The sequence below is a fragment of the Blastococcus aurantiacus genome (genome assembly GCF_900102425.1).
In the GTDB taxonomy this organism is placed as follows: domain Bacteria; phylum Actinomycetota; class Actinomycetes; order Mycobacteriales; family Geodermatophilaceae; genus Blastococcus; species Blastococcus aurantiacus.
On record NZ_FNBT01000001.1, the window covers coordinates 440,410 to 466,390 of the forward strand.

Sequence of the window (25,981 nt, forward strand, 5' to 3'; positions counted from 1 at the left end):
GCCTAGCCGGGCAGCGCGGCCTCGTCCTTGAGCGCCACGCCGGAGGCGCCCAGCTCGCGGGCGCCGGCCAGGAGTGCGGCGACCGTGCTGGCCGCCTGCTCGTAACCCAGGCCGTGGGGCGGGCGGACGTTGGAGACGCAGTTGCGCTCCGCGTCCACCCGCCCCGGGCGCGGGTCCCAGGTGAGGTAGACGCCGAGCGAGTCCGCCGACGACAACCCCGGCCGTTCGCCGACGAGCACGACGACCGCCCGCAAGCCCAGCGCCGCGCCGATCTCGTCCCCGAGGGCCACCCGCGCCTGGTGCGCCAGCACCAGCGGGGCGACCGACCACCCCGCCAGCCGCGCCAGGAGCGCGGTGACCAGCCCGGCCGCGTGCTCGTGCACCGCCCGCGGCGAGAGCCCGTCGGCGATCACGATGCCGAGGTCCGCACCGGCCGACGGCAGAGCGGTGCCCTCGGCCAGCCGGCGGCCGAGGTCGGGGCGCTGCAGGTACTCGGCCCGGTCGGCGGCCGCCGACCGCACCTCCAGCACCTCGAGCCCGGGCAGCGCAGCCCGCACGCGGACGGGGTCCAGCGGCGCGTGCACGGCGTCCCGGGCGACGGCGTGCGCGGCTCTGAACTCCAGCTCGCGGGAGGTCGGCAGCGCGTCACCGGCCCGGCCCAGCGCCACCCGCGCCCGGGTGGCGCTGCGCAGCGCGGCCCACGGGTCAGGGCCAGAATGGCCATCCTGGCCCTCATGAACACTCATGGCCGCGCCGCGGCGAGCAGCGCCCGGGTGGTCGGGGCGTCGGCGGGCAGGTCGCGGACGCGGCCGTCGGGCCCGAGCAGGTCCATCCGTGCCAGCCACTCCTCGAACTCGGGTGCCGGCCGCAGCCCGAGCACCTGCCGCGCCGTGAGGACGTCGGAGAACGACAGCGACTGGTAGTGCAGCATCACGTCGTCCGACCCGGGGACGGCGATCACGAACGAGCAGCCGGCCGCACCGAGCAGCAGCATCAACGCGTCGGTGTCGTCCGGGTCCACCTCGGCGTGGTTGGTGTAGCAGACGTCCACGCCCATGGGCAGGCCGAGCAGCTTGCCGCAGAAGTGGTCCTCCAGGCCGGCGCGCAGCACCTGCTTGCCGTCGTAGAGGTACTCCGGCCCGATGAAGCCGACGACGGTGTTGACCAGCAGCGGCCCGAAGTGGCGGGCCACGCCGTAGGCGCGCGCCTCCAGGGTCTGCTGGTCCACCGGCCGGCCGTCCACCCCGCGGTGGGCGTCGGCGGAGAGCGCCGACCCCTGCCCGGTCTCGAAGTACATGACGTCCCGGCCGACCGTCCCGCGGCCCAGTGCCAGGGCGCCGGCCCGCGCCTCGGCGAGCAGGTCGAGGGTGACGCCGAACCCGCGGTTGGCGGCCTGCGTGCCGGCGACCGACTGGAACACCAAGTCCACCGGCGCGCCACGCTCGAGCGCGCGCAGCGTGGTCGTCACGTGGGCGAGCACGCAGGACTGCGTCGGGATCCCGTACCGCTGGATGACCGCGTCGACCAGCTCCAGCAGCGCGACGGTCTGCGCCGGCGAGTCGGTGGCCGGGTTGATCCCGATGACGGCGTCGCCGGAGCCGTGCAGCAGCCCGTCGAGGATGGATGCGGTCACCCCCAGCGGGTCGTCGGTCGGGTGGTTGGGTTGCAGCCGCGAGGCCAGCCGGCCGGGCAGCCCGATCGTGGACCGGAAGCCGGTGACCACCCGCGCCCGCCGCCCGACCGCGACCAGATCGGCGTTGCGCATCAGCTTGGACACCGCCGCCACCATCTCCGGGGTGAGCCCGGGGGCCAGTGCCGAGATCGCCGGCTCGTCGCCGGCCGCGGCCCACGCCAGCAGCCGGTCGCGGAACTCCCCCACGGTCAGCGACGCGACCGGCGCGAAGGCGGCCCGGTCGTGGGTGTCGAGGATCAGCCGGGTGACGTCGTCCTCGTCGTAGCCGACGACCTGCTCCTCCAGGAAGGTCGCCAGCGGCAGGTCGGCCAGCACCGACTGGGCGGCCACGCGCTCGGCCGCCGACCCCGCGGCGCACCCGGCCAGCACGTCGCCCGAGCGGTGCGGGGTCGCGCGGGCCAGCAGGTCGGCCAGCGAGGCGAACTCGAACGTGTGCCCGCCCAGCGTCGTCCGGCGGACGGTCACCGCACCTCCTCGTCGGCGGCGGCCAGCAGCTCGAACTCCTCCTCGGGCGCGGAGGCGACGAGGTGGTGCCGGCTGTAGAGGGCGAAGTACCCGAGGAAGAGCGCGTAGGCGGCCAGCGTCCACAGCGCCGCCTCGACGTCGACCAGGAAGGTGGCGACGACGGCCGCCGCGGCGAGCACCAGCGCCACGCCGGTCGTCGTCACCCCGCCGGGGGTGCGGTAGGGCCGGTGCAGTTCCGGCTCGCGACGGCGCAGCACGATGTGGCTGACCATCATGAGCACGTAGGAGACGGTCGCCCCGAAGACGGCCATGTTGAGCAGCATCGCGCCCTCGCCGGTCAGCGACAGCAGGAAGCCGATGGCTCCCGGCACCAGCAGGGCGAGCACCGGGGCCTTCCGGCTGTTGGTCACCGACAGCGTCCTCGGCAGGTAGCCGGCGCGGGAGAGCGCGAAGGTCTGCCGCGAGTAGGCGTAGATGATCGAGAAGAAGCTGGCGACCAGCCCGAACAGCCCCGCGTAGTTGACGACGTCGGTGAGCGCGGACGACGAGCCGGCGATCTCCAGCGCCTCGACCGGCGGGTTACCGCTCGCCGACATCGCCTCCGAGCCACCGGCACCGGCGGTGAAGACGAGCATGAGGACGGCGAGGACGAGCAGCACGCCCATGGCCGCGACGATCCCCCGCGGCAGCGCCCGGGCGGGGTCGCGGGCCTCCTCCGAGGCCAGCGGCACGCACTCGACGGCGAGGAAGAACCAGATGGCGAACGGGAAGGCGGCCCAGACGCCCATCCAGCCCTGCGGCAGGAAGTCCGACGCGCCGGCGGCGTCGGTCGGGGCGATGTCGAGCAGGTTCGACGAGTCGAAGGCGGGGATCGCGCCGACCAGGTAGAGCACCAGGCCGGCGACGGCGACGGCAGCGATGGCCAGCATGACCTTCAGCGCCTCACCGACGCCCAGCAGGTGCACGCCGATGAAGAGCGCGTAGGCGGCGAGGTAGACCCACCAGCCGTCGGTGATGCCGAACAGACCGAGGGATTCGACGTAGGCGCCGATGAAGGTGGCGATCGCGGCGGGCGCGATCGCGTACTCGATGAGCACGGCCACCCCGGTGGCGTAGCCACCCCACGGCCCCAGCGCGCGACGCGCGAACGTGTAGCCGCCCCCGGCGGTCGGCAGCGCCGACCCGAGCTCGGCGAGCCCGAGCACCATCGCCCCGTACATGACCGCCATGAGGACGACGGCGACGAGCAGCCCGCCGAAGCCGCCCTCGGCCAGGCCGAAGTTCCACCCGGCGTAGTCGCCCGAGATCACCGCGGCCACGCCGAGCCCGGCCAGCAGCACCCAGCCGGCGGTGCCGGTGCGCAGCTGCCGCTTCTCCAGGTAGCCCGCGTCGACCGCCTCCGCCTCGACGCCGGCGTGGTGGGGAGCGGACCGGGCGGTGGGTTCGACGGTCATGGCGGGCCTCTCCGGTCAGCCCCCGCGAGCCCGGGGTCGCCAGCCTGGCCCTGTCCAAGGCCCCGCAGCAACGGGTTGCGACAGGTTGGAACACGGAGTTCACACCCGTGCGGCGCGGCCCCTCAGATGCTGCGCCAGCGCCCCTCGGTGGCGTTCCCCGCGGGCTTGCTCTCCAGCACGTTGCCGGAGGTCGGCGGCACCTCGTCCTTGGACACCGCGAACTGCTGCAGCAGCGGACCCACGAGCAGGTCGTAGACGCCCGGCACGATCCGGAAGCCCGCGGTGACCACGTGGTTGAGCACCCCGGCCTGCACCACCCGGCGCGGCTGGTCGAGCGTGGACAGCACCCGTCGCGCGACCCGGAACGGCGAGTAGACCGGCGGTGGCGGCCGCCCGGTGTTGCCCGTCCAGGAGGCCGCCTGGCTGTAGATCGGGGTGTTGACGCCCCCGGGCTGCACGATGGAGATGGAGATGCCCGGCTCGTCGCGCGTCTCCAGCTGCAGCGTCCGCACCAGGCCCAGCTGGCCCCACTTGGCCGCGACGTAGCTGCCCATGGTGGGCGCGGTGACGTTGCCCAGCAACGAGTTGACGACGGTCAGGTGGCCGGCCCGCTGCTCCCGGAAGATGGGCAGGACGACGCGGGCGAGGTTGGCGGTGCCGTGCAGCGAGGTGTCGACCACGGCCTCGTAGACCTCGCGGGGCACGTCCTCGATCTTCCCGTAGGCCATGACCTGCGCGGAGTGGACGACGACGTCCAGCCGCCCGAACCGGCCGGTCGCCGCGGTCACCGCGGCGCGCACCTGGTCCTCGTCGGTGACGTCGCCGGCGCAGACGACGACCTCCTTCGCCCCGGCGGCGCGCATCTCGATGGCGGCCTCCTCGAGCGACTCCCGATCCCGGGACATCAGGACCAGCTGAGCGCCGCGACCGGCGAGCTCGAGCCCGGTGGCACGGCCGATGCCGCTGGAGGCACCGGTGATCAGCACGGTCAGGGGGGCGCCGTCGGATGGGATCGGCATGGGGCGGGCTCAGCTCCTCGGCTGGGGCGACGTCCCGGCAGGCCTACCCGTGCGCCCGGTGGGTCAACCGGGCGCGACCTCGTCCAGGCGCGCGAGCAGCCAGCCCGGCCCCGCGACGTCGACCGCCGCCGGCAGCCGGGCGCGCAGCCCGCGGTCGGCGGTCACGACCAGGACGTCCCGCTCGCACGCGGCGAGCGCCGCGACCTCGGTCACGAGCGCGTCGTCCCCGCTGCCCGGCGCGCGGACGATCCGCACCAGGCCCGCGCCCGGCACGTCGCGGGCCCGGCCCTCCACCACCGCGACCACGGCCTCGCACAGCAGCGGCGCGTCGTCGGGCCCCGCGAGGGTGCGGCCGACCACCGCGGTGAGGCGCTCCAGCAGCCGGGTCGTGGCACCCGCGCGGTCGCGCCACCACCCGTCGGGGCGCGACCCCACCACGTTGGCCACGTCGACCAGCAGCACCGCCATATCGCCGTCCTCCTCCCCGTCGGGCCGGTCCTACCCGTTCGCCCGACCGGGCGACACCGCGTGTGCCCAGGTCAGAGCCGGGAACCGTAGTGCGGACGACTGCCCGGGGGACCGACGCGGAGAGGTCCGCAACCGAAGGAGACCCACGATGGCGAGCACCGAGCCCACCACGCCGCAGCGCGACGACACCCTCGTCCAGCCGGCGGTGGCTCCCCCGACGGGCCGGCACACCGCTCCCCCGACCGCACGCGAGGCGGTCGCCGCCCAGCGCGCCACCTTCGGCGGGGTCAAGTGGGGTGCCGCCTTCTTCGGCTGGCTGTCGGCCAACGGGCTGGCCGTGCTGCTGATCAGCCTGCTCGGCGCGGCCGGGGTCGCCTTCGGCCTGGCCCGGGGTGTCGACTCCGCGGACGAGGCCGCCGAGCAGGCGGAGACCATCGGGCTCGGTGGGGCGATCGCCGTCCTCGTCGTGCTCTTCCTGGCCTACCTCGCGGGCGGGTACGTCGCGGGCCGCATGGCGCGCTTCGACGGCGTCCGGCAGGGCATCGCCGTCTGGGTGATCGGCCTGGTCGTCGTCCTCGTGCTGGCCGCGGCCGGTGCGATCGCGGGTGCCCAGTACAACGTGCTCCAGGAGCTCGACCTGCCGCGCATCCCCATCGACGAGGGCACCGCCACCACCGGCGGCATCGTCACCCTGGTCGCGATCCTGCTGGCCACGCTGCTCGGCGCGATGCTCGGCGGCAAGCTCGGCGACCGCTTCCACCGCAAGGTCGACCGCGCGGGCTTCCCGGGCTGAGCCTGCGCTCCTACGCTCCGGGCATGTGCCGGAACATCCGCCCGCTGTCGAACTTCGAGCCGCCGGCGACCGACGACGAGATCCGCGCGGCCGCGCTGCAGTACGTGCGCAAGATCAGCGGGACGACCAAGCCGTCCCGCGCCAACACCGAGGCGTTCGACCGGGCCGTGGAGGAGATCGCCGAGATCTCCTCCCGGCTGCTGGCCGAGCTGGTGACGACGGCGCCACCCAAGGACCGCGAGGTCGAGGCCGCCAAGGCCCGCGAGCGCGCCGCCCTCCGCTACGGCACCTGAGGGCGGCGCCCCGCGGGAATGCTTGAGGCTTCATGCAGCTTGGGCGGCTCATGAGCCTCTTCGCCGTCACCGGCGCGACCGGCCACCTCGGTCGTCTCGCCGTCTCCTCGCTGCTCGACCGGGGCGTCGCCCCCTCCGACCTCGTCGCCGTCGTCCGGGACGCCTCCAAGGCCGCCGACCTGGCTGCGCGCGGCGTGCAGGTGCGCGTGGCCGACTACGGCGACCCCGCTGCCCTGGAAGCTGCCTTCACCGGCGTGGACCGCCTGCTGTTCGTCTCCGGCAGCGAGGCCGGCCGCCGCGAGGTGCAGCACCGCAACGTGGTCGCGGCCGCGCAGGCCACGAGCGTGCGGCGGATCGTCTACACCAGCATCGCGCGCGCCGACACGAACAGCACCCCCCTCGCGGTGGAGCACCGGCTCACCGAGCAGCTGCTGCGCGACTCCGGCATCGACACCGTGCTGTTGCGCAACAGCTGGTACGTGGAGAACTACACCGCGCAGCTGCCGCAGTACCGCGCGACCGGAGCCGTCGTCGGGGCGGCTGGTGAGGGCCGGGTGGCCGCCGCGACGCGCGGCGACTACGCCGAGGCCGCCGCCGCTGCCCTGCTGGCCGACGAGCCGCGCGCAGCGAGGTACGAGCTCGGCGGCCCCGCCTTCACGATGGCCGAGCTGGCCGCCGTGCTCGGTGACGTCACCGGCACCGACCTCGCCTACCGCGACCTCCCGCCGGCAGACTTCCGCGCCGGGCTGCTGGCCGCCGGCCTCGACGAGGGCACCGCGGACTTCGTCCTCGCCCTCGAGCTGGCCACTGCGGCCGGCGAGCTCGACGTGCCGCCGACCGACCTGGAGGAGCTGCTCGGCCGCCCGGCCACCGACCTGCGCACCGCCCTGACGGAGCTGGTGGGCTGACCCACATGCATCGGTCGTGCACAACGGGACTGGCGGGCCCCGGGTCCGGGTACCCGTTGGTCCCGTGACCACCACCACCGCTGCACCCACCTCCGAGACCTCGGGCGCGAGCCGTTGCCCCGACTGCACCGACGGGCTCGGCCAGCCGCGAGAGGTGCGTCCCGGCTCCTTCCGCGAGCGGGTGCACGCCAACCGCAGCGTGGCGCTGGCCTGGCGCATCGGCGTCTTCGTCGTCGGCCTGCTGTTCGTGGCCCTCGGCATCGCGCTCACGGTGCTGCCCGGGCCGCTGACGATCCCGCCGGTGCTGCTCGGCCTGTGGGTGTGGTCGACCGAGTTCGCCTGGGCGGCGCGGTTCTTCGCGACGTTCCGCCGCAAGGCGTCCGACGCCTGGGCGCACGCCAGGCAGCACCCGGTGAGCTCCCTGGCCATCACCGTCGGCGGCCTGGCCGCCGCCGGTGCCGCCTTCTGGGCCGTCGGGCACTTCCAGCTGGTCGACAGGGCGACGACGGCCCTCGGCCTGTAGCCCGCGGGGCGGGCACCGGGCCGGCCCGGGCCTCCGGACCGGCCCGGGCGTCAGTCGGGCCCGATCTCCGTCGGGTCCGGCGTGCGGAACGGCGGGTCGTCGGGCGCATCCGCGACGGTCTGGTCGGCGGGCGTCTCCTCGGGCCGGTCGGGCTCCTCCCCGCCCACCCCGAACCCCTCCGCGGGCGGCGGCGCGCCGGCTCCGGGATCGGCGGCCGGGATGCCCTCGTCGGGGGTCCCCAGGTTCGGCTCCATCGGCGTCCACATCGACATGCCGGCCGCCCTACCCACTCCGCTGCCCCGTCACCGCCCGCGGGGCACCGTTCCGCGTCCCGACGCCCTCCGGTCACCTGCCGTTGGCCGTCCCCACCCGGCTCTCGGCGCGGGGCGGGCCACGGGAACGGCCGCCGATGAGTTCCCCGCGCCTCCGGCGTCTCTTCTCCCGTGCGGCCACCCGGCGCGCACGAGGAGCACAGGAGGCGCAGTGACGATCGCAGAGGTTGCCGCGGTCCGGGGCCCCGGACGTCCGGCCGAGGAGCCCGCCATCGAGACCGAGGGCCTGGTCAAGCGGTTCGGCGCCACGCGCGCCGTCGACGGCGTGGACCTGGTCATCCCGCGCGGTGGCGTGCACGGGTTCCTGGGACCCAACGGCGCGGGCAAGACGACGACCATCCGCATGCTGGCCACGCTGATCCGGCCCGACGAGGGCACCGCCCGGGTCTTCGGTCACGACGTGGTCCGGGAAGCCGACGCCGTGCGCGCCCGCGTCAGCCTGACCGGCCAGTTCGCTTCGCTGGACGAGGACCTCACCGGCGACGAGAATCTCCGCCTGCTCGCGCGGCTGCTCGGCTACCCCCGAGCGGAGGGGCGGGCCCGGGCCGAGCAGCTGCTGGACGCCTTCGGCCTGACCGACGCCGCCGGCAAGCAGGTGAAGAAGTACTCCGGCGGCATGCGGCGGCGCATCGACATCGCCGCGAGCATCGTCGTCCGGCCCGACCTGATCTTCCTCGACGAGCCCACCACGGGGCTGGACCCGCGCAGCCGCAACCAGGTGTGGGAGGTCATCCGCGCCCTGGTGCGCGGCGGGACGACGGTCCTCCTCACCACCCAGTACCTGGACGAGGCCGACCAGCTCGCCGACCGCATCTCGGTCATCGACGCCGGACGCGTGGTCGCCGAAGGCAGCCCGGGCGAGCTCAAGGCCTCGGTCGGCACCGGGACCCTCCAGGTGCGGGTGCGACGGCCCGACCAGCGCGCCGACGCCCGCGACCTCCTGACGCGGGTGCTGGGTGTGGAGGTCCGCGAGCAGAGCGACCCGGCCGGGCTCACCGCCGCCATCGGCGACGCCGGACCGGTCGCCCGCGCCCTCACCGCCCTCGAGGACGCCGACATCGGCCTGGCGCAGTACGCGCTCGGCCAGCCCAGCCTGGACGAGGTCTTCCTCGCGCTCACCGGGCACACCGCCGAGACCGTCCCGCCGTCCCGCGACGGCGCCACCTCCGAGGAGACCCCGGCATGACCGCCGTCGCCAGCACGCCGACTCCGACCCAGCAGCACTGGACGCCGGACACCGCCGCGGTGCACGAGGCGCTGGTCGCCGGCGCCCGGCCGCGGCCGCAGGGCCCGCTCGCCGCCTCCGCCACCTTCGGCTGGCGGACGCTGCTGCGGATCAAGCACGTGCCCGAGCAGCTGTTCGACGTCACCGCCTTCCCGGTGATGATGACGCTGATCTTCACGTTCCTGTTCGGCGGCGCCCTGGCCGGCTCGGTGGACGCCTACATCCAGTTCTTCCTGCCCGGGATCCTCGTGCAGAGCATCCTGATGATCACGATGTACACCGGCGTCGCGCTGAACACCGACATCGAGAAGGGCGTCTTCGACCGCATCCGCTCGCTGCCGGTGTGGCGGCCCTCGGCGCTGGTCGGCGCACTGCTCGGCGACGTCCTGCGGTTCACGCTCGCCTCGGCGGTGATCATCTCGCTGGGGCTGCTGCTGGGCTTCCGCCCTGACGGCGGGCCGCTCGGCGTGCTCGGCGCCGTGGGTCTGCTGCTGGTGTTCGCCTTCGCGCTGGGCTGGATCTGGACGTTCCTGGCCCTGCGGCTGCAGACGCCCAATGCGGTGATGGGCTGGTCGATGCTGGTCATCACGCCGCTCACCTTCGGCAGCAACATCTTCGTCGACCCCTCGACCATGCCCGGCTGGCTGCAGGCGTTCGTCGATGTCAACCCGGTCTCCCACCTGGTGACGGCGGTGCGCGGGCTCATGCACGGCGAGGCGATGGCCGGCGACGTCGGCATGGTGCTGCTCTGGTCGGCCCTGCTCGTCGCCGTGCTCGGCCCGCTGACCATGCGCCGGTACGGCAACCGCTCCTGACAGAAGAACCATCCTTCCCCCCCCTCGCCTCGCAGGCTCGGCGCGGGACCCTGAAGGATGGCCGGGTGTCCGTTGCTCCTTCTGATGCTCAGCCGCGACTCCGGCGGGCCCGGTTCGCCGAGCTCACCCCGTTCGAGGTCTACCGGCTGTGCCGCCTGCGGGTCGACGTCTTCGTCGTGGAGCAGCAGTGCCCCTACCCGGAGCTCGACGGCCGGGACCTGGAGCCTCGGACGGAGCACCTGTGGTTCGAGGTCGACGGCGAGGTCGCGGCCACCATCCGCGTCCTGGACGACGGCGCGACCCGCGCGATCGGGCGGGTGGCGACCGCGCCGGCGTTCCGGGGCGCGGGGCTGGCCGCCCGGCTGATCGGGCAGGGCATCGCCGACCACGGCGCCGTCCCGCTCACCCTCGGCGCGCAGGCGCACCTCGAGGGCTGGTACGAGCGGTTCGGCTTCCGCCGCAGCGGCCCCGGCTACGTCGAGGACGGCATCCCGCACGTGCCCATGCGGCGCGAGCCGGCCTGAGCAGCCGAGCGGTCCAACCAGGCGACCACCAGCACGTGCGGCACCGTGAGGGCCGCCAGCAACGGCAGGTAGGCCGCGACGAACCCGCGCCAGCCGTCCGCCGCGGACCAGAGCAGGGTCAGGACGACGAGGACCGCCACCGTGGGCGCCGCGGCAGCCACCGCGAAACGGCGCAGGGACGGAGCCAGCCGGCCCGCGCGCAGGTCGGCGGCCCCCGCCGGGTCCTCGGCGACCACCCGCGCGACGTGACGTACCGCGTGCCAGGTGCCGAACCAGGTCCCGAAGGCGGCCGCCGGGGGGACGACGAGCACCAGGGCGAGCAGCAGCAGCACCTCCCCCGCCTCCAGCCACCGACGCCGTGCGGCCGACACCCCTGCTAGCAGGACGGCGGCCGGGAGCACGACAGCGAGGACAGCGACGCGGACGGCGCCGGGCAGCTGGCCGTCCCAGCCCGGTACGACCGCGGCGGAGATCGCCGCCACCTCGCTCGATCCCCGGGCCAGCGGTACCAGCAGCACGAGCGCGCCCAGCACGCTCGCCGCGATCGGCCTCGGCACCGGGACGCCTCCGGCACGCAGGTCGGCGAAGGCCGTCTCCCCGGTCCCGAAGTGCCAGGCCGACACGAGCACGAAGACCAGCAGGCCCGGCCCCGGGGCGGCGGTGAACACCGCCCACGCGAGAGCGGCGAGGGCGGCGTAGCCCGCTGCGAAAGCGAGCAGCCCCACCGGGCGCCAGTGGAGCCGGTACGACGGCAGGAGGTGGTCGACCGCGCCGTGCGGCAGCCCGAGGAGGAGCCCGGCGACCAGGGGGACCCAGGCCGCAGCACCCCAGCCTCCGGGCACCAGCACCTCGACGGCGAGCACGGCGGCCACCCCCGTCGTCGACACGGCCGTCGCGAGCGCGGCCGGTACGGCGATCAGGTCCCGCGGCGCCCCGGCGTGCTCCGCGGACGGCTCGTCGAGGCGGGCGCCCCCGGGCCGGGCACCCGCCCGGTCAGCCCTCGTGGTGCACCTCCCCGCCACCCGCGTCCCCCCGGAGCCGGGAGACCACGGACGACGACATCCGCCCGACCTCGGGCAGCACGCCGTCGCTCTTGTGCACGTGCGAGGACCAGACCGGCTCGGGATGGGTGTCGGTGCCCGCGGCGACGTCCTCGGCGGTGCGCAGCTTGGCGACCTTGTGGATCAGCACGCCGAAGCCGACCTTGGCCACGACGTCGGTGGCGCTGTAGCCGACCTGGATGGCGGTCAGCCAGGCCGGGGTCACGTCCACGAAGACGGGGATCGCGTAGATCAGCGGGTAGATCCCGAAGCTGCTGAACAGCACGATCGTGGCGTTGCGCAGACTGGCCGCGGCCTCGGTGCCCATCGTCGGCAGCGAGGCGCGCACGGCACCGATGAGGGCGACGGCCAGGTAGACGAAGAAGACGGTGCTGATCAGCCCCCAGACGACCAGGGCGGTGCGGTCGCGCCCGTCGGCGATCACCTGCGAGCCGAAGTAGCCGGTGACGATCATGAGCCAGGCCGCGCCCATGGTCGTGAAGCGCAGGTTCCGCGCCCGGGCGCCGGCGATCGAGCACACCGCGAGCAGCTCGACGGTCAGCAGCGGCACCGTGATCGACCAGTCGATGTAGCGCGTGCCGACGGAGTTCCGCGCCTCCTCCGTGGGCACCCAGACTTCCCCCTGGAGCCGGAAGCCGGAGTCCCAGTCGCTGTAGAGCAGCGCGTAGGCCAGCGCGGCCACCGCCGCCAGGCACACCGCGGCGTAGGCCGAGGGCCGGTACCGGGCGGACACCTCGTTCATGCTGATCAGCGAGTAGAGGAAGTAGGCCAGCAGCGCGAAGCCGGCCCCCAGCAGCGCGAGCTGCACCACGTCGTAGAGGCCGAGGGGCATCGTCTGCAGCTCGATCGTCGGGGTGTCGTAGACGTCCACGGGGCGCCGCTACCCCCGACGATCGGGCACAACCGCCGACCGGCGACGATGCGCCGGTGGACGACGCCACCGCACTGCTGAGTGCCGCCGACCGGATCGAGCAGCTGGCCGGGCGGACGACGCCGGGCGACTGGCGGCCGGCCGGACTGCTGGCCTCTCGCCCGGAGGTGGTCGCCCACCGGGCCGACGGTGGCGCCGAGCACGTGGCCGAGGCGCGCGCGGGGTCCGGCGCGTGGATCACCGCGTTCTCCCCTGCCCTCGCCGGTCCGCTGGCCGAGCTGCTGCGCGCGGCCGCCACACGCCCGGCTCCCGATCCCGCCGTCGTCACCCTGGCCCGGGCCCTGCTCGCCCGCCTGCCCTGAGCAGGGCTCCGGGCGACACGTCGGCACCCACCGGGAACCGGCCGGTCGTCGCCTAATCTCGGGCCGTGACGGCGACCCGGGAGCACCCCGCGCCGACCGCACCTCCCGACCGGTGCCGGCCACCGCGCTGGTCCCCGGTCGAGCTGGCCCCGCCCGTGCTGGTGGTGGCCCTCGGCGTCCTGCTGCTGCTCCCCGGGCACGGGCTGTGGTTCGACGAGCTGTTCACCGCGGAGGTCGGCCGGCGGTCGCTCGGGGACATCCTGACCGCGATCGTGCGCGGCGAGGGCGTGACCAGCTACCTCGCCGGCGTCCCGCCGTCGTACAACGCGCCGTACTACGTGGTGGTCCACGCCTGGATGTCCGTGCCGGGGCTGGGCGGCGACACCTCGCTGCGCGTCCTCTCCCTCCTGGCGACCGCCGGCGGACTGGCGCTGGTCACCCGGGCGGTGGCGCGACTGGGCGGCACCGCGACCGGCGTCCTGGCCGGGCTCCTGCTGGCCGCGAGCCCCCTGCTGGTCCTGCACTCGGTCGAGGCCCGGAGCTACGGGCTCGCCGTCCTCGCGACCGGGGCCACCGCGCTGGCCCTCGTCCGCTGGCTGCAGGAGCCGCCGCGGGGGCTGGTACTCCTCGGCCTGGCCGGCGCCGGCATGGGCCTGGCCCACTGGTACGCGGTCACCGTCCTCGCGGCGTTCGTCGTCGCCGCGGTGGTGCTCCGCGGGCGCCGCGCCCTGCCGGTCGTCCTCGTCGGCGCCGTCGCCGCGCTGCCCACCTGCCTGCTCGTCGGGCTGAACGTGCTCAACGGCACCGGCTCGCGCAACGCCGAGCACCTGCGCGACACCGACGGCCGCCTGCTGGGTTACGCGGTCGAGGCCTGGGCCGGCGGCCGGACGCCGCTGCTCTTCCTCGCCGTCGGGCTGGCGGTCATCGGCGCGGTGCGGGGCGGCGGCAGCCGCGGTCGCGAGCTGCGGGTGCTGGGGCTGGCGTGGACCTGCGTGCCCCTGCTCCTCCTGGCGGGCGCCGAGTTCCTGCGCCCCGTCTACCACCCGCGCTACCTCCTCGCCGGGCTCCTGGGGCTCGGCGTCCTGGCCGCTGCCGGTGCGCTGGCGGTGCCGCGCGGTGCCCGCGGTCCGCTCGCCGGCCTGCTGCTCGGCTGCGCGCTGCTCGCCAGCGTCCCGCTGGCCGACCGGGAGCCCCGGGAGCGCGCCGACGACCTGGTGCGAGTTCTGGCCGACGTGCAGGTCGCCGGGGAACCCGTCGTGGCCGCGGACCAACGCTCGGCGATCGGCCTGGACCACTACGTGCGCACCCTGGCGCCGCGGTTGCGTGCCGACCTCGTCCTCCCCCCGGACGACGCGCCGGCCGACGCCGACCGGGTGTGGCTGGTCCGGCGGGTGATCGACGGGGTGCCGGAACCGACCGACGACGACGAGATCCTCCGGGAGGCGGGTCTCCGGCTCGTCGACGAGCAGGGCTTCCGCGGCACGCAGACCCGGCTGGTACTGCAGCGCTGGGAGGCCGGCGACTGACCGGGCCGGTCAGCGTCGGGAGCGCAGCGCCCAGGCCAGCGAACGGACCGACTGGCGCAGCCGCGCCCGGGCGGTCCAGGCCGACCGGCCCTCCGTGCGGAGGTCCCGCTCGACCGGGACGCTGGTGACCGGGCAACCGGCCCGGGCCACCGCGAGGACGACGCTGGGCGCACCCTGGTCGCGCACCGCGGTCACGACCGCGTCGCGGACGACCGGGTCCATCGCCAGGAAGGCGCCCGCGTCGGCCGGCAGCCCGGTGAGCCGGGCGGCCAGCCGCCGGTGCAGGTCACCGGTGACCCGTCGCACGGGCGACTCGTAGCGCCCCCGCCGTCCGGCGAAGACCGCCGAGACGCCGCCCTCCGCGAGGCGGTCGAGGAGCAGCGGCACGGCCTCGGGCGGGTCCTGCAGGTCCGCGTCGAGGCAGACCCACACGTCGGCGTCCTCCTCGACGGCCAGGCCGTGGGCGATCGCCGCGTGCTGACCGCCGTTGACGGTGAGCCCGCTGACCGCGATCCGCCGGTCCTGCGCCGCCAGGGACGCGGCGACGGTTGCGCTGTCGTCGGGCGAGGCGTCGATGACCAGGCGCAGCCGCCAGTCCCGCCCGTCCAGCGCGGCCGCGACGCGCTGGGCGAGGGGCCGGAGCGTGGCCGCGTTGCCGTACACCGGCACGACGACCGCGATCCGCCGGCTCACGACCGCGCCCAGGTGCGGGCGAGCCCTTCGGCCAGGTCGACCGTCGGCGTCCAGCCCAGCAGGCGGCGCGCCGCGGTGGGGTCGCAGACCCAGTCCGCGGTGTCCCAGTGCCGGCCCGGATGGGCGCCGGGGGTCGTGGCGATCGGCCGGCCGGTGACCCGGGCGGCGGTCTCCACCAGCTCCTCGGTGCTGGTCTGCACCCCGGTGCCGATGTTGAGCACCACACCCGGGGACAGGTCCTCCTGCAGGGCGGCACGCAGGCACGCCTCGACGACGTCGCCCACCCACACCCAGTCCCGCCGGCTGAGGTGCGGCGGCAGGGGCACGGTGCCGCCGGTGCGCGCCGCCTCGAGGACGACGGGGACCAACCGGGTCGGGTGGTCACCCGGGCCGTAGACCTGGAACGCGCGCAGGACCACCGCCCGCACGCCCCGCTCGGCGGCCGCGGCCTGCAGCAGCAGCGAGCCCGCGGCCTTGGTCGCACCGAAGAAGCCCCTCGGCTCCAGGGCGGCCTGCTCGGTGAGGGGCACGGAGGAGGCCGCGTACTCGGTCGAGGACCCCAGCCGGACGACGGTGCGGCACCGGTCGGGCAGGGCGTCCACCAGCCACGGGCTGGTGTTGACCGTCACGGTGGCTGCCCGCTCCCCGGGGGTCGCCTTGGCGCGCCCGGCGGCGAGGGAGAACACGACGTCCGGGTCGGCCGCGCGCACCGCGGCCGCGCCCGCCGCCGGGTCGGCCAGGTCGACCTGCTCCCGGCCGAGCGGCACGACGTCCCAGCCGTCCGCGCGCAGCCGGTGCACCAGGTGACGGCCGACGAAGCCGCCGCCCCCGGTGACCACGGCTCTCACGCCGAGGAACCCACGCCGACCGGGTCCGGCGACGGCGACACCGGGGCCACCGGCCGGGTGACCGCCAGGAGCCGCTGCCGGTTGGTCTCCGCCGCTACCGGGTCCGCGCGGCGCAGGTCGGCCAGGTGCGCCAGCAGCCGGGGCACCTCGACCCAGGGGTCGCGGCCCTGCATGTCGGCGGTGAAGGACCGGCGCAGGAAGGTGAAGTCGGTGCGCAGCCGGACGAGCTCGGCGGCGAGCACCTCGCCGGGCACGGGGAAGCCGCCGCCGGGCAGCGTCAGCCCGCCGACCCCGAAGGGCTGGGTGACCGCGGCGCGGACCGCGTCCACGGTGCCGTCGACGAGGGGCCGGAAGAGCTGGTCGGACCGGCGGTCGATGCGCAGGTCGTTGAGCCCCACGTAGATCCGCGACAGCGGGCGGGCGGCGAGCTCGGCGGCCGCGGCCACCGCGTCCTGCGTCTCGATCAGGATGCCCAGGCCGCACCGGCCCGCGACCAGGTCCAGGGTCCGGTCGACCGACTCCGCCGTCCGCACCATCGGCAGCAGCAGCTCGTCGGCGCCGCGGGCGATCGCGTCCTCGACCTCGTCCCCCGTCCAGGGGCCGTAGCCGTTGAGCCGGCAGATGACCCGGCCGTCGGTGGCCGCCCGCATCCGGGACAGGTCCTCGGGGGTGTCGGTGCTGATCTGGGTGCCCTCGCCCAGCTGCCGCCGTTCCTTGCCCCGGCGCTCCCAGTCCACGACGATCCCGGCCGCCCCGGCGGCGACGACGTCGCCGCCCCGGAGGGGATCGACGGAGAAGAGGAAGAGGTCCACGGCGGTCAGCTTAGGCTTCCCTTATCGGCGGGCGCGGCCGACGGGCCGGTCAGGCCGACAGGGCGGGGTGCGGCACGTCGTCGGCCGCGGACGGCGGGAAGGCCTGCGCGGACCCGAGGACGGTCACGGCGACCTCCTCGCCCGTCGACGGCAGGTCCGCACCGACCAGCCGTGCGCTCACGGTCCCCGCCCCCGGGAGGACCAGCCGGACCCGGGCGTCGTGCCCGAAGAAGTCGACCCCGCCGATCCGTGCCACGACCGAGCCCGGCTCCGTCCCCGGGGCGGAGAGACGCAACTGCTCGGGTCGGAGCAGCACCCGCGCCCGCCCGTCGGGGTGGCTTCCGTCGACGGGCACCGCGCCGAGCGCGCAGTGCGCCGTCCCCGCGCGCACGTCGGCGTCGAGGACGACGGCCTCGCCCACGAACGTCGCCACGTCGAGGTCCTGAGGATTGCGGTACAGGGTCCGGGGGTCGGTCAGCTGCACCAGCCGCCCGTGCCGCAGCACCGCGACCTGGTCGGCCATCGACAGCGCCTCGGCCTGGTCGTGGGTGACCAGCACCGCGGTGGCGCCGATCGCGTCCAGCGCGGCGGAGACGGCGAGCCGGGTCTCCTCCCGCAGCGTGGCGTCGAGCGAGGAGAACGGCTCGTCGAGCAGCACGAGGGACGGCGCGGGCGCCAGCGCCCGGGCGAGCGCCACCCGCTGCTGCTGCCCGCCGGAGAGCTGGTGCGGCGAGCGGTCGGCCAGCGCGGCGTCCAGGCCGACGAGGCCGAGCAGTTCGCGGACCCGGCTCCCCTCGCGCCGCTGCCGGCGCGGCAGCCCGAAGCTGATGTTGCCGGCCACCGTCAGGTGCGGGAACAGGCCGCCCTCCTGGGGCACGAAGCCGATGCCTCGACTCCGTGCGGCGACGCTGCGCCCGGGGCCACCGGCCACCGTCCGGTCCCCGACCACCACGGTGCCGTCATCGGGGTCGTCGAACCCGGCGATCAGCCGCAGCAGCGTCGTCTTCCCGCAGCCGGACGGGCCCAGGAGCGCCGTGAAGCTGCCGCTGGGCACGTGCAGGTCCACCCCGTCGAGCACGGGGACGCCGGCCGCGTAGGACTTGCACAGGCCGGTCACGGTCAGGGTGCTCATGTGGTCAGACCTCGTCGGGCGTCTCGGGACAGCAGGACGGTGGCAGGTGCCGAGAGCAGCACCATGATCACCGCGTAGGGGGCGGCCGCTCCGTAGTCCACCGCGCTGCTCGCCGCCCAGAACGCGGTGGCCAGCGTGCGCGTTCCCGTGGGCGCGAGCAGCAGGGTGGCGGTGAGCTCGGTGACGACGGCGAGGAAGACCAGCGCGGCCCCGGCGCCGATGCCGGGGGCCAGCAGCGGCAGGGTGATGCGACGGAGCCGGTCGGGGGCCGAGGCACCCAGCGACGCGGCGACGTCGTCGTAGAGGGGTGGCGCCTGCTCGACGGCCGACCGGACGGTCACGATGGCCCGCGGCAGGAACAGGATCGCGTAGGCGGCCAGGAGCACCGGCACCGTCTGGTAGAGCCACGGCGTGACCCGGATGCTCACGGTCACCAGGGCGAGGGCCACGACGATGCCCGGCACGGAGCTGCCGAGGTAGGTGCTGCGCTCGAGCAGCGTGGCGACCCGCCCGCGTGCCCGCACCGCGAGCCAGCCGGCGGGCAGCGCCATCGCCGTGGTGATCGCCGCCGCGGCCGCCGCCAGCCCCAGCGTGGTCGACGTCGTGGAGCCGAGGTCCGCCCAGTCGACGGCGGAGCCCGCCCCGCGCGCCATCCAGTAGCCCAGGCTCCACAGCGGGACCGCGACGGCCAGTCCGACGAGCGTGCCCAGCGCGAGCAGCGCCGGTGCGGTGAGCCGGCGCAGGGCGACCGGCCGGACCGGGCGCGGGGCGCCGCGGCCGCTGCGCGCGTAGCCCCGCCGTCCGCGCAGCCGGATCTCGGCGATCAGCAGGACCAGGCAGAGCAGCACCAGGACGCCGGCCAGCATGGTCGCGCCCGGACCGTTGAAGGTGGCGCGGTACTGGTCGTAGATCGCGGTGGTGAAGGTCGGGTAACGCAGCATCTGCAGGGCGCCGAACTCGGCGAGCAGGTGCAGCGCGACGAGCAGTCCGCCGCCCAGCAGGGCCACCCGGAGCTGGGGCAGCTGGACCCGGAGGAAGACCGCCCAGGTCGAGAGTCCGAGCCCGCGGGCGGTGTCCTCGAGGGCCGGATCCAGCCCGCGGAAGGCGGCGGCGACCGGCAGGTAGACGAACGGGAAGTAGGAGAGGGTGACGACCAGCAGCGCACCGGCGTAGGTGTCCAGGCCGGGCAGCAGCGAGATCCACGCGTAGCTGTTCACGAATGCCGGCACGGCCAGCGGGGCGACCAGCAGGACGTGCCAGATCCGGCGGGCGGGCACCGACGAGCGCTCGACCAGCCAGGCGGCCCCCACGCCGAGCACCCCGCAGCAGACCACGGTGCCCAGCACGAGACGGAGGGTGTTCCACAGCAGCTCGCCGACCCGCGGCCGGAGGACCAGCTCGCGGATCCCCGCCCACCCGAGATCGGCCGAGTACCAGACGATGTAGCCCAGCGGCAGCAGCGCGAGCGCGGCGACGGCCAGCGCGAGCGCGACGGTGACCGGGGAGCGCCGCAGCCGGCGCCCGGACGCGCCGGACCCCCGGTCCGCCGCGGGCGGACCGGGGGCCGGGGCCCGCAGCTCGGAGGTGGTCAGAGGAGCCCCACGTCCTGCATGAGCTCGGTGACGAGCTCGGCGTCCAGCGAACCCGGGTCGACCTCGGGTGCCTGCAGCTCGGCCAGCGGCGGCAGCGCCTCGGCCGAGTCCGCCCCGACGCCGACGGCGTACTCCAGCGCCGTGCTCTCGGCCAGCCGCTCCTGCGCCTGGGGGCTGGTCAGCCAGGCGACCAGGCGCTGGGCGGCGTCCTTCTGGTCGGAGGAGGCCAGCACGCCGGCACCGGAGACGCTGACGAAGGCGCCGGGGTCCTGGTTGCGGAAGTAGTGCAGCTCGGCGTCGTCGCCGACGAGGCCCTCCTGGGCCTGGTCGCGGAACCAGTAGTAGTGGTACGTGATGCCGAGCGGGACCTCGCCCTCGTCGACGGCCTTCATGATGGCGGTGTTGCTCGCGTAGATCTCGGCGTTGCGCTCCAGGCCGGTGAGCCACTCGCGGGTGGCGTCCTCGCCCTCCAGCGCGAGGACCGCGCTGACGATGGCCTGGAAGTCGGCGCCGCCGGCGGCGATCGCCACGCGGCCCTCCCAGGCCGGGTCGGCGAGGTCGAGCATCGAGGCGGGGAGCTCGCTCTCGGGGATCTCCGCCGGGTTGTAGATCAGCGCCGTCGAGCGCGCGGCGAAGCCGGTCCAGTTGCCCGAGTCGGGGCGGTAGCGCTCCTCCACCTGCTCGGCGGTCTCCGGGTCGATCGGCGCGAGCAGCCCGGCCTTGTCGACGACGTCGATCGACGGGCTGTTCTCGGTGAGGAAGACGTCGGCCGGCGAGGCCTTGCCCTCCTGCACGATCTGGTTGGCCAGCTCGGAGTCGTTGGCGTCGCGGAACTCCAGCTCGATGCCGGTCTCGTCGGTGAACCCCTCGAGCATGGTCCGGACCAGGCTCTCGTGCTGGGCGCTGTAGACGGTGAGGGTCTCGGTGTCCGACGCCTGCGAGTCCCCGCACGCGGCGAGCGCGACGAGGACGGTGGCGGAAGTCAGCAGACCGGTGAGCACCCGGCGCGGCCTGGTCACGTGTGGAAGTCCTCCTGCATCGGGCCCGGCACCCTACCGGTATGGCAAGGCACACCTAAGCATGACGTGCCCGTGCAACCGCGGGTGCCTCGGCTCCCCCACCGCTGCCCGCGGGCACCCGGATGCGGGCCCGTGCCCGGGAGCGTTGACGAACCCGGGCGCGAGGGACACCGTCTGGCCACGGCCCGGCGCCCGACCGGGCCGCCTCCGCACGCTGAGGAGCCCGCCGTGCAGACACTCGACCGTGACGAGGCCAGCACCGTCGTCGCCGCTCCGCCGGACGAGGTCTACGCCCTGGTCGCGGACGTGACCCGGACGCCGGAGTTCAGTCCGGACATCGTGAGCTGCCGGTGGCTGGACGGCGCCGACGGCCCGGCGGTGGGTGCGCGCTTCGAGGCCGTGAACACCACCGCGGCGGGCAAGAGGTGGAAGAACCGCCCCGAGGTCGTCGTGGCGGACCCCGGCCGGGAATTCGCCTTCTCCCGCACCGAGCCCTTCGCCGGGACCATCGTCTGGCGCTACCGGTTCGAGCCGGTGACCGGCGGCACCCGGGTCACCGAGAGCTACGAGGTGCTCCGCCCGGTGCGCCGACTCGGCTGGTTCGTCATCGAGAAGGTGTTCGCCGCGGGCGACCGGCGGGCCGCGCTCGCCGAGGGCATGCGGACGACGCTGGAGCGGCTCCGCCTGGCCGCGGAGGGCGCGGGCCCCGGTCCCGGCGGGCGCTGACGCCGCGCAGCGCCCGCCTCCGGCGCCGTCCCGGTCAGTCGGTCGGCAGCCCGGCCGGCCCGCCGCAGTCGGCCGCCCGGCCCAGCAGCAGCGCCCGCTCCCGCTCGTTGCGGGTCAGCCCCGCTGCCCGTTCGAACTCCGCCCGCGCCTCGTCGTCGCGCCCCAGCGACACGAGCAGGTCGCCGCGGACCGCGGGCAGCAGGTGGTAGCTGCTGAGCGCCGGGACGTCGAGCAGCCGGTCCACCAGCTCCAGCCCGGCGGCGGGCCCGTAGGCGCGGGAGACGGCGACGGCGCGGTTCAGCTCGATCACCGGCGACGGGTTGAGCGCGGCGAGCGCCTCGTAGTGCCCGGCGATGCCCGCCCAGTCGGTCTCCTCGACGCTGCGGGCGCGGGCGTGGCAGGCGGCAATCCCCGCCTGCAGCGCGTAGGGCCCGAGCGCACCGGCGGCGGTCTCCCTCGCGCGGTCCAGGGCCGCCAGCCCGTGGTTGACCAGCACGCGGTCCCACCGGGAGCGGTCCTGGTCGGCCAGCAGCACCGACTCGCCGTCCGGACCGATGCGGGCGGCCAGCCGCGAGGCCTGCAGCTCCATGAGGGCCAGCAGTCCGTGCACCTCGGACTCCTCCGGTACCAGCCCGGCGAGGATGCGGCCCAGCCGCATCGCCTCCTGGCAGAGGGCCGGACGGGTGAGGTCCTCCCCCGCGGTGGCGGCGTACCCCTCGTTGAACACGAGGTAGAGCACCTCCAGCACCGAGGAGAGGCGGGCGCCGAAGTCGGCCCCGGTGGGCATCTCGAAGGGCACGCGGGCGGCGGTGAGGGTCCGCTTGGCCCGCACGATCCGCTGCGCCAGCGTCTTCTCGGGCACCAGGAAGGCGCGGGCGATCTCGTCGGTCGCGAGGCCGCCGACCAGGCGCAAGGTCATCGCCACCCGGGCCTCGCGGGAGAGCACGGGGTGGCAGGAGATGAAGACCAGCCGCAGGACGTCGTCCTCCACGACCTCGTCCAGCGCGGCGGCCCAGTCCTCCTCGACCCCCTCCTGCTGGACGAGCTCGCGGCCCAGCTCGACGGTCTTGCGCTGCAGGTTCTGCGACCGGCGGAAGGAGTCGATGGCCCGGTGCTTGGCGATCGCCATGAGCCAGGCGCCGGGCTTGGCCGGCACGCCGGACTCCGGCCACTGCTCCAGCGCGGCGACCAGGGCGTCCTGCGCCAGCTCCTCGGCCTGGCCGACGTCGCCGGTGACGCGGGTCAGCGCACCGACGATCCGGGCGGACTCCATGCGCCAGACGGCGTCGACGACGCGGTGCAGATCCGCGGTCGCCGACGCCGTCGGGGCAGGAGGGGTGCTCACGCCTCGCGCTGGGCCGTGAGCGTGTCCCGCAGCTCGTTCTCCTTCTCCTGCAGCTCGGGCGTGAACGCCTCGCCGAAGTCCTCGGGGACGGAGAAGGGGCGGATCTCCAGCTCGCCGCCGCGGAAGGGCGCCCTGCGGGCCCACTCGACGGCCTCCTCCTTGGAGGAGACCTCGAAGACCCAGTAGCCCGAGACCAGCTCCTTGGTCTCGGCGAACGGACCGTCGATGACGCTGGCGTTGCCCTCGTCGTCGAACCGCACCCGCGCGCCGTAGGAGCTCGGCCGCAGCCCGTCGCCGTCGAGCATGACCCCGGCCTTGACGAGCTCCTCGTTGTAGGCGCCCATCGCCTCCAGCATGTCCTGGCTGGGCATGGCGCCCTTCTCGCTGTCCTCCGTCGCCTTGACGATCACCATGAAACGCATCGGAATCTCCCTGTCGTGGAGGCGGAGGCCGGTTCTTCGTCCCGGCGTGGGCTCCGCTCTACCTTTCCGTCGAACGGGCGCCGCCGGAATCGACACGTCGCAGAAAGATTTTCCCGACGGCTGCCGGGCACGTCGACGGACGCACGTGACGTCTGGGACAGCGGCGTCGCATGGCCGCGAGAACGATCGGGCAGTGGCTCCGCATGACGATCGACGTCCTGCTGCTCGTCGGCGGTCTGCTGGGCATCGTCGTGGCGGCGCTGTCCAGCCGGCTGCGCCGCCTCCCGGTGTCCGAGCCGATGGTCGGACTGCTGGTCGGCATCGCGTGCGGCCCTGCCGTGCTGGACCTGCTGCCCGTGGCGCCGCTGACCGAGGACCAGACCTGGCTGCACACCGCCACCCGGCTGCTCCTGGCTGTCTCGGTCATGTCGGTGGCCCTGCGCTACCCGTTCCGGGATGCCCGCTCGCGGCTGCGGCCGGTGCTGCTGCTCCTGGCGGTGGCGATGCCGGCGATGGCGCTGATCACCGCGGGCCTGTCCGCTGCCTTCCTCGGCGTCGGGCTGGGTGCCGCCGCGCTGCTCGGCGCCGCTCTGTGCCCCACCGACCCGGTCCTCGCCTCCAACGTCGTGACCGGGGCGCCGGCCGAGGAGGACCTGCCCGCACGCGACAGGCAGGTCCTGTCCCTGGAGTCCGGGGCCAACGACGGCCTGGCGCTCCCACTCGTCCTGCTCGCCGTCGCGCTGGCGGGTCCGCTGGGCACCGGTGCCGCAGTGCTCGAGTCGCTGTGGCAGGTCGTCGGCGCCGTGGCGCTGGGCGCGGCCTTCGGCTGGCTCGGCGGACGCGCACTGCGGGCCGGTGAGGCGCACGGTTCGACCGACCAGGGACCGCTGGCGCTGTTCACCGTCGTGCTCGCCTTCGCGGTGCTCGGACTCTCCGGCATCGTCCGGGTGGACGGCGTGCTCGCGGTGTTCGTCTGCGGCCTGGCGTTCAACCTCGTGGCCACCGGTTCCGAGCGGACCACCGATGCGCCCATCGACGAGGCGATCAACCGCTTCCTGGTGATCCCGCTGTTCATCGCCGTGGGGGCCGCGCTGCCCTGGTCGGCGTGGGCGGACCTCGGCTGGCAGGGGCCCGCGCTTGCCGTGGCGATCCTGCTCCTCCGCAGGCTGCCGGTGCTGTTCGTGCTCCGCCGGCCGCTGGGGCTGCGGGTCCCCGACGCGGTCCACCTCGGCTGGTTCGGCCCGATCGGCGTCTCGGCGCTGTTCTACCTGGCGATGGAGGCCGAGCGCCTCGGGGCCGACCCCACCGTGCTCGCTGCCGGCACGCTCGTCGTCGCGGCCAGCACCCTGGTGCACGGGATCACCGCGGCTCCCGGGCGGGTGCTGTACCGCCGCCGGGCGGCCCACCGGCAGGGGGCCGGCGCTCAGTCGTGAGCCGCGCGCTGGTGCGCCCTGGCATAGGCCTCCAGGATCTCCGCCGTCCCACCGCCGGTGTGCAGGAACTGGTCGTCGAGCACCCGGGCGGAGTCGTCGACGGCCCCGGCCAGGAGCGCGGCAGCGACCCGCACGTCAGGACGCGGCGCGGACCGTCCGGTCTCCGCCAGCGAGGTCGCGACCCGGATCATCGCCGGCAGCGCGACCTCCTCGTCACCGTCCCGGAAGTAGTACGTCCCGGCGTACTGCGTGGCGTCGACCCGCAACTGGACCAGCTCGGCCCCCAGGTCCGCGAGCAGCGGCGCGGCCAGGCTCGAGCCGGGGTCGTGCAGCAGGTCCTCGGGGGCGACCGGACGGAGCACCGCCAGCCGCACGGCCAGCGCCCGCCGCCGGACGAGGGCCGGGTAGATCTGCAGCACCCAGGTGACCGAGGCGGTGAGCCTGCGCGAGCAGCGGGTGACCGAGGACGAGGTCCGGCAGGCCGTGCGAGCGACGGGCAGCGGGGATCTCGGCAGCATCGCCGCCGTGGTGCTGGAGTCCGATGGGTCGCTCAGCGTCATCTCCCGCTCGAACGCGGGCGACCTGAAGGCGCTGGACGGTGTGCGGAGCCCGACGTAGCCGCCGACGATCCACGTCCAGGTGTGCCCGCCGACGTCACGGGTAGCGGCGGGGCATGGCTGACGACGGGGCATCGGGTGGGTTCGCGGGGCGACTGGGGGCGCACGTGGCGGCCGCCGACGACGGGTCGGCCCGCATCGCGTTCGAGGTGACCGCCGATCACCTCAACCCGGCCGGCACGCTGCACGGCGGCGTCCTGGCCACGCTGGTCGACACCGCGATGGGGACGGCGGTCCGCACCGCCACCGACGACGACGACGTCCCGGCGACCAGCCAGCTCACCGTGACCTACCTGCGCCCGGGGAAGCCCGGCCCGCTGTCGGTCACCGCGCGCGTGCGCACCAAGGGCGAGCACCTGACCGTCTGCGAGGCCGAGGTGGAGCAGGACGGCAAGGCCATCGGGCACGCCGTGGCCACCTTCGCGCTGCTGCACGGCTGAGCCCGGGGGCGCGGGCCGGCGCTCCCGGGCCCGCGCTCACTGGTTGAGCTGGCTGACCAGCAGGATGAACAGGAAGATCAGCACGATCACGCCGATGAACACCGCCGGGATCAGCAGCCGGCCGCGACGGCGCCCGCTCTCCGTGGAACGGCCGGTGGGCCGTCCGGCGTGGGGGTCGTGGGGATCGGGTGCAGGGCTGGACATCGACGTCTCCTCGGGAAGCGGCCCGCCCGCGGACGACGGGTGGGTCGGGCGGTCCTGCCGTGGCGGCGGGTGCCCCATGGGGTGATGCCCAGCAGGTTCCTGGTCACTCACGGGTTCCTGTGCCGGTGCGTGCCGGTATCCTGGGGGAACTCCGCACGGTGCTCCGCTGCGGTCGGCCCCAGGAGGCACCCCGTTCCCGCTCAGCACGGACGATGCGCCGATGACCATCTCGGATGCCCCTGCCGAGGGGACGCCAAGGCCCACGAGGAGCGATCCGCCGAAGTCACCGAGGCCCGCGCCAAGGGCCAGGAGCCGGTCGAGTGCCCCGAGTGCGGCGGGCCGGCCACTCCGCTCCACATCGTGACG

The 25,981-nt window shown here is 75.0% G+C and carries 31 protein-coding genes; 13 read left to right on the forward strand and 18 right to left on the reverse strand.

Features of this window, described 5'->3' with window-relative positions; genetic code table 11:
- Positions 1 to 2: 2 nt before the first annotated feature.
- The 5 genes from eutC to BLS70_RS02125 all read right to left on the reverse strand — a co-directional run bounded on the left by eutC (position 3) and on the right by BLS70_RS02125 (position 5,099).
- On the reverse strand, positions 3 to 746 hold the full coding sequence (gene eutC, locus BLS70_RS02105; protein ID WP_091763835.1) for an ethanolamine ammonia-lyase subunit EutC: 744 nt from the start codon (positions 744 to 746) through the stop codon (positions 3 to 5).
- On the reverse strand, positions 743 to 2,158 hold the full coding sequence (locus BLS70_RS02110; RefSeq protein ID WP_091763836.1) for an ethanolamine ammonia-lyase subunit EutB: 1,416 nt from the start codon (positions 2,156 to 2,158) through the stop codon (positions 743 to 745). Before BLS70_RS02110 ends, eutC begins: the two co-directional genes overlap by 4 nt.
- Complete coding sequence (eat, locus tag BLS70_RS02115) at positions 2,155 to 3,612, reverse strand: ethanolamine permease (RefSeq protein WP_091763837.1); 1,458 nt, start codon at positions 3,610 to 3,612, stop codon at positions 2,155 to 2,157. Before eat ends, BLS70_RS02110 begins: the two co-directional genes overlap by 4 nt.
- A 122-nt stretch (positions 3,613 to 3,734) precedes the next feature.
- Positions 3,735 to 4,631 (reverse strand): SDR family NAD(P)-dependent oxidoreductase, encoded by an 897-nt coding sequence (locus BLS70_RS02120; protein WP_091763838.1) that lies wholly within the window; start codon positions 4,629 to 4,631, stop codon positions 3,735 to 3,737.
- 63 nt (positions 4,632 to 4,694) lie between these two features.
- A complete protein-coding gene (locus BLS70_RS02125; protein ID WP_091763839.1) occupies positions 4,695 to 5,099 on the reverse strand; it encodes a hypothetical protein in 405 nt (134 codons plus the stop codon).
- Between the two features lie 148 nt (positions 5,100 to 5,247).
- On the opposite strand from BLS70_RS02125, the gene BLS70_RS02130 reads away from it, so the two are divergent.
- From BLS70_RS02130 to BLS70_RS02145, 4 genes are all read left to right on the forward strand, one after another.
- Complete coding sequence (locus BLS70_RS02130; RefSeq protein ID WP_176946237.1) at positions 5,248 to 5,892, forward strand: hypothetical protein; 645 nt, start codon at positions 5,248 to 5,250, stop codon at positions 5,890 to 5,892.
- A gap of 23 nt (positions 5,893 to 5,915) precedes the next feature.
- Entirely contained in the window at positions 5,916 to 6,185 is a 270-nt protein-coding gene (locus tag BLS70_RS02135; RefSeq protein WP_091763840.1) for a DUF2277 domain-containing protein, read from the forward strand.
- Between the two features lie 50 nt (positions 6,186 to 6,235).
- On the forward strand, positions 6,236 to 7,093 hold the full coding sequence (locus tag BLS70_RS02140; RefSeq protein WP_091763841.1) for an SDR family oxidoreductase: 858 nt from the start codon (positions 6,236 to 6,238) through the stop codon (positions 7,091 to 7,093).
- Between the two features lie 64 nt (positions 7,094 to 7,157).
- Positions 7,158 to 7,616 carry a PGPGW domain-containing protein gene (locus BLS70_RS02145; protein WP_176946238.1) on the forward strand — a complete coding sequence of 153 codons (459 nt, stop codon included), beginning with the start codon at positions 7,158 to 7,160 and terminating at the stop codon, positions 7,614 to 7,616.
- 50 nt (positions 7,617 to 7,666) lie between these two features.
- Here BLS70_RS02145 and BLS70_RS02150 read toward each other — a convergent pair whose 3' ends face one another.
- Complete coding sequence (locus tag BLS70_RS02150) at positions 7,667 to 7,888, reverse strand: hypothetical protein (protein ID WP_091763843.1); 222 nt, start codon at positions 7,886 to 7,888, stop codon at positions 7,667 to 7,669.
- A 211-nt stretch (positions 7,889 to 8,099) separates the two neighbouring features.
- On the opposite strand from BLS70_RS02150, the gene BLS70_RS02155 reads away from it, so the two are divergent.
- The 3 genes from BLS70_RS02155 (at position 8,100) to BLS70_RS02165 (ending at position 10,512) form a co-directional block, all read left to right on the forward strand.
- The gene (locus BLS70_RS02155; protein WP_255362173.1) at positions 8,100 to 9,134 is read left to right on the forward strand and encodes an ATP-binding cassette domain-containing protein; all 1,035 of its coding nucleotides are present in this window, start codon (positions 8,100 to 8,102) and stop codon (positions 9,132 to 9,134) included.
- A complete protein-coding gene (locus BLS70_RS02160; protein WP_091763845.1) occupies positions 9,131 to 9,988 on the forward strand; it encodes an ABC transporter permease in 858 nt (285 codons plus the stop codon). Before BLS70_RS02155 ends, BLS70_RS02160 begins: the two co-directional genes overlap by 4 nt.
- A 65-nt stretch (positions 9,989 to 10,053) precedes the next feature.
- Complete coding sequence (locus BLS70_RS02165) at positions 10,054 to 10,512, forward strand: GNAT family N-acetyltransferase (RefSeq protein ID WP_091763846.1); 459 nt, start codon at positions 10,054 to 10,056, stop codon at positions 10,510 to 10,512.
- Here the strand turns inward: BLS70_RS02165 and BLS70_RS02170 are convergent.
- Positions 10,461 to 11,534: a Brp/Blh family beta-carotene 15,15'-dioxygenase gene (locus BLS70_RS02170; RefSeq protein WP_091763847.1), complete on the reverse strand. Its 1,074-nt coding sequence runs from the start codon at positions 11,532 to 11,534 to the stop codon at positions 10,461 to 10,463. The two genes, BLS70_RS02165 and BLS70_RS02170, sit on opposite strands and share 52 nt — an antisense overlap.
- Positions 11,506 to 12,444: a bacteriorhodopsin gene (locus BLS70_RS02175; protein ID WP_255362174.1), complete on the reverse strand. Its 939-nt coding sequence runs from the start codon at positions 12,442 to 12,444 to the stop codon at positions 11,506 to 11,508. Before BLS70_RS02175 ends, BLS70_RS02170 begins: the two co-directional genes overlap by 29 nt.
- A gap of 56 nt (positions 12,445 to 12,500) precedes the next feature.
- Between BLS70_RS02175 and BLS70_RS02180 the strand changes: the two genes are divergently transcribed.
- Together BLS70_RS02180 and BLS70_RS02185 are read left to right on the forward strand one after the other, a co-directional pair.
- Positions 12,501 to 12,806: a hypothetical protein gene (locus tag BLS70_RS02180; protein ID WP_091763848.1), complete on the forward strand. Its 306-nt coding sequence runs from the start codon at positions 12,501 to 12,503 to the stop codon at positions 12,804 to 12,806.
- Positions 12,807 to 12,871: 65 nt separating this feature from the next.
- On the forward strand, positions 12,872 to 14,332 hold the full coding sequence (locus tag BLS70_RS02185) for a glycosyltransferase family 39 protein (RefSeq protein WP_091763849.1): 1,461 nt from the start codon (positions 12,872 to 12,874) through the stop codon (positions 14,330 to 14,332).
- A 9-nt stretch (positions 14,333 to 14,341) separates the two neighbouring features.
- Here the strand turns inward: BLS70_RS02185 and BLS70_RS02190 are convergent, their stop codons facing one another.
- The 6 genes from BLS70_RS02190 to BLS70_RS02215 all read right to left on the reverse strand — a co-directional run bounded on the left by BLS70_RS02190 (position 14,342) and on the right by BLS70_RS02215 (position 20,428).
- Complete coding sequence (locus tag BLS70_RS02190; RefSeq protein WP_255362175.1) at positions 14,342 to 15,025, reverse strand: glycosyltransferase; 684 nt, start codon at positions 15,023 to 15,025, stop codon at positions 14,342 to 14,344.
- A complete protein-coding gene (locus BLS70_RS02195) occupies positions 15,022 to 15,873 on the reverse strand; it encodes an NAD-dependent epimerase/dehydratase family protein (RefSeq protein WP_091763850.1) in 852 nt (283 codons plus the stop codon). Before BLS70_RS02195 ends, BLS70_RS02190 begins: the two co-directional genes overlap by 4 nt.
- The gene (locus tag BLS70_RS02200; RefSeq protein ID WP_143030321.1) at positions 15,870 to 16,685 is read right to left on the reverse strand and encodes an aldolase/citrate lyase/malate synthase family protein; all 816 of its coding nucleotides are present in this window, start codon (positions 16,683 to 16,685) and stop codon (positions 15,870 to 15,872) included. The genes BLS70_RS02195 and BLS70_RS02200 overlap by 4 nt, the downstream gene beginning before the upstream one ends.
- Positions 16,686 to 16,734: 49 nt before the next feature.
- The gene (locus tag BLS70_RS02205) at positions 16,735 to 17,817 is read right to left on the reverse strand and encodes an ABC transporter ATP-binding protein (protein ID WP_091763851.1); all 1,083 of its coding nucleotides are present in this window, start codon (positions 17,815 to 17,817) and stop codon (positions 16,735 to 16,737) included.
- Positions 17,814 to 19,163, reverse strand: coding sequence for an ABC transporter permease (locus BLS70_RS02210; RefSeq protein ID WP_255362176.1), 1,350 nt, complete (start codon positions 19,161 to 19,163; stop codon positions 17,814 to 17,816). The genes BLS70_RS02205 and BLS70_RS02210 overlap by 4 nt, the downstream gene beginning before the upstream one ends.
- A 242-nt stretch (positions 19,164 to 19,405) precedes the next feature.
- Positions 19,406 to 20,428, reverse strand: a complete 1,023-nt coding sequence (locus BLS70_RS02215) for an iron ABC transporter substrate-binding protein (RefSeq protein ID WP_091763852.1) — start codon at positions 20,426 to 20,428, stop codon at positions 19,406 to 19,408.
- Positions 20,429 to 20,656: 228 nt separating this feature from the next.
- On the opposite strand from BLS70_RS02215, the gene BLS70_RS02220 reads away from it, so the two are divergent.
- On the forward strand, positions 20,657 to 21,154 hold the full coding sequence (locus tag BLS70_RS02220) for an SRPBCC family protein (protein WP_091763853.1): 498 nt from the start codon (positions 20,657 to 20,659) through the stop codon (positions 21,152 to 21,154).
- Between the two features lie 34 nt (positions 21,155 to 21,188).
- Here the strand turns inward: BLS70_RS02220 and BLS70_RS02225 are convergent, their stop codons facing one another.
- Both BLS70_RS02225 and BLS70_RS02230 read right to left on the reverse strand, forming a co-directional pair.
- The gene (locus BLS70_RS02225; protein ID WP_255362177.1) at positions 21,189 to 22,499 is read right to left on the reverse strand and encodes an RNA polymerase sigma factor; all 1,311 of its coding nucleotides are present in this window, start codon (positions 22,497 to 22,499) and stop codon (positions 21,189 to 21,191) included.
- Positions 22,496 to 22,921, reverse strand: coding sequence for a YciI family protein (locus tag BLS70_RS02230; RefSeq protein ID WP_091763854.1), 426 nt, complete (start codon positions 22,919 to 22,921; stop codon positions 22,496 to 22,498). Before BLS70_RS02230 ends, BLS70_RS02225 begins: the two co-directional genes overlap by 4 nt.
- A 203-nt stretch (positions 22,922 to 23,124) precedes the next feature.
- Here BLS70_RS02230 and BLS70_RS02235 point away from each other — a divergent pair, with 203 nt between their 5' ends.
- Entirely contained in the window at positions 23,125 to 24,354 is a 1,230-nt protein-coding gene (locus BLS70_RS02235) for a cation:proton antiporter domain-containing protein (protein WP_091763855.1), read from the forward strand.
- Here BLS70_RS02235 and BLS70_RS02240 read toward each other — a convergent pair.
- The gene (locus BLS70_RS02240) at positions 24,345 to 24,773 is read right to left on the reverse strand and encodes a hypothetical protein (RefSeq protein ID WP_091763856.1); all 429 of its coding nucleotides are present in this window, start codon (positions 24,771 to 24,773) and stop codon (positions 24,345 to 24,347) included. The genes BLS70_RS02235 and BLS70_RS02240 overlap by 10 nt on opposite strands.
- A 4-nt stretch (positions 24,774 to 24,777) precedes the next feature.
- On the opposite strand from BLS70_RS02240, the gene BLS70_RS02245 reads away from it, so the two are divergent.
- Together BLS70_RS02245 and BLS70_RS02250 are read left to right on the forward strand one after the other, a co-directional pair.
- Positions 24,778 to 24,972, forward strand: coding sequence for a DUF421 domain-containing protein (locus tag BLS70_RS02245; protein ID WP_091763857.1), 195 nt, complete (start codon positions 24,778 to 24,780; stop codon positions 24,970 to 24,972).
- A gap of 55 nt (positions 24,973 to 25,027) precedes the next feature.
- Positions 25,028 to 25,411 (forward strand): PaaI family thioesterase, encoded by a 384-nt coding sequence (locus BLS70_RS02250; protein WP_091763858.1) that lies wholly within the window; start codon positions 25,028 to 25,030, stop codon positions 25,409 to 25,411.
- Between the two features lie 36 nt (positions 25,412 to 25,447).
- Here the strand turns inward: BLS70_RS02250 and BLS70_RS20635 are convergent, their stop codons facing one another.
- Positions 25,448 to 25,615, reverse strand: coding sequence for a hypothetical protein (locus tag BLS70_RS20635; RefSeq protein WP_176946239.1), 168 nt, complete (start codon positions 25,613 to 25,615; stop codon positions 25,448 to 25,450).
- Positions 25,616 to 25,981: the final 366 nt, after the last annotated feature.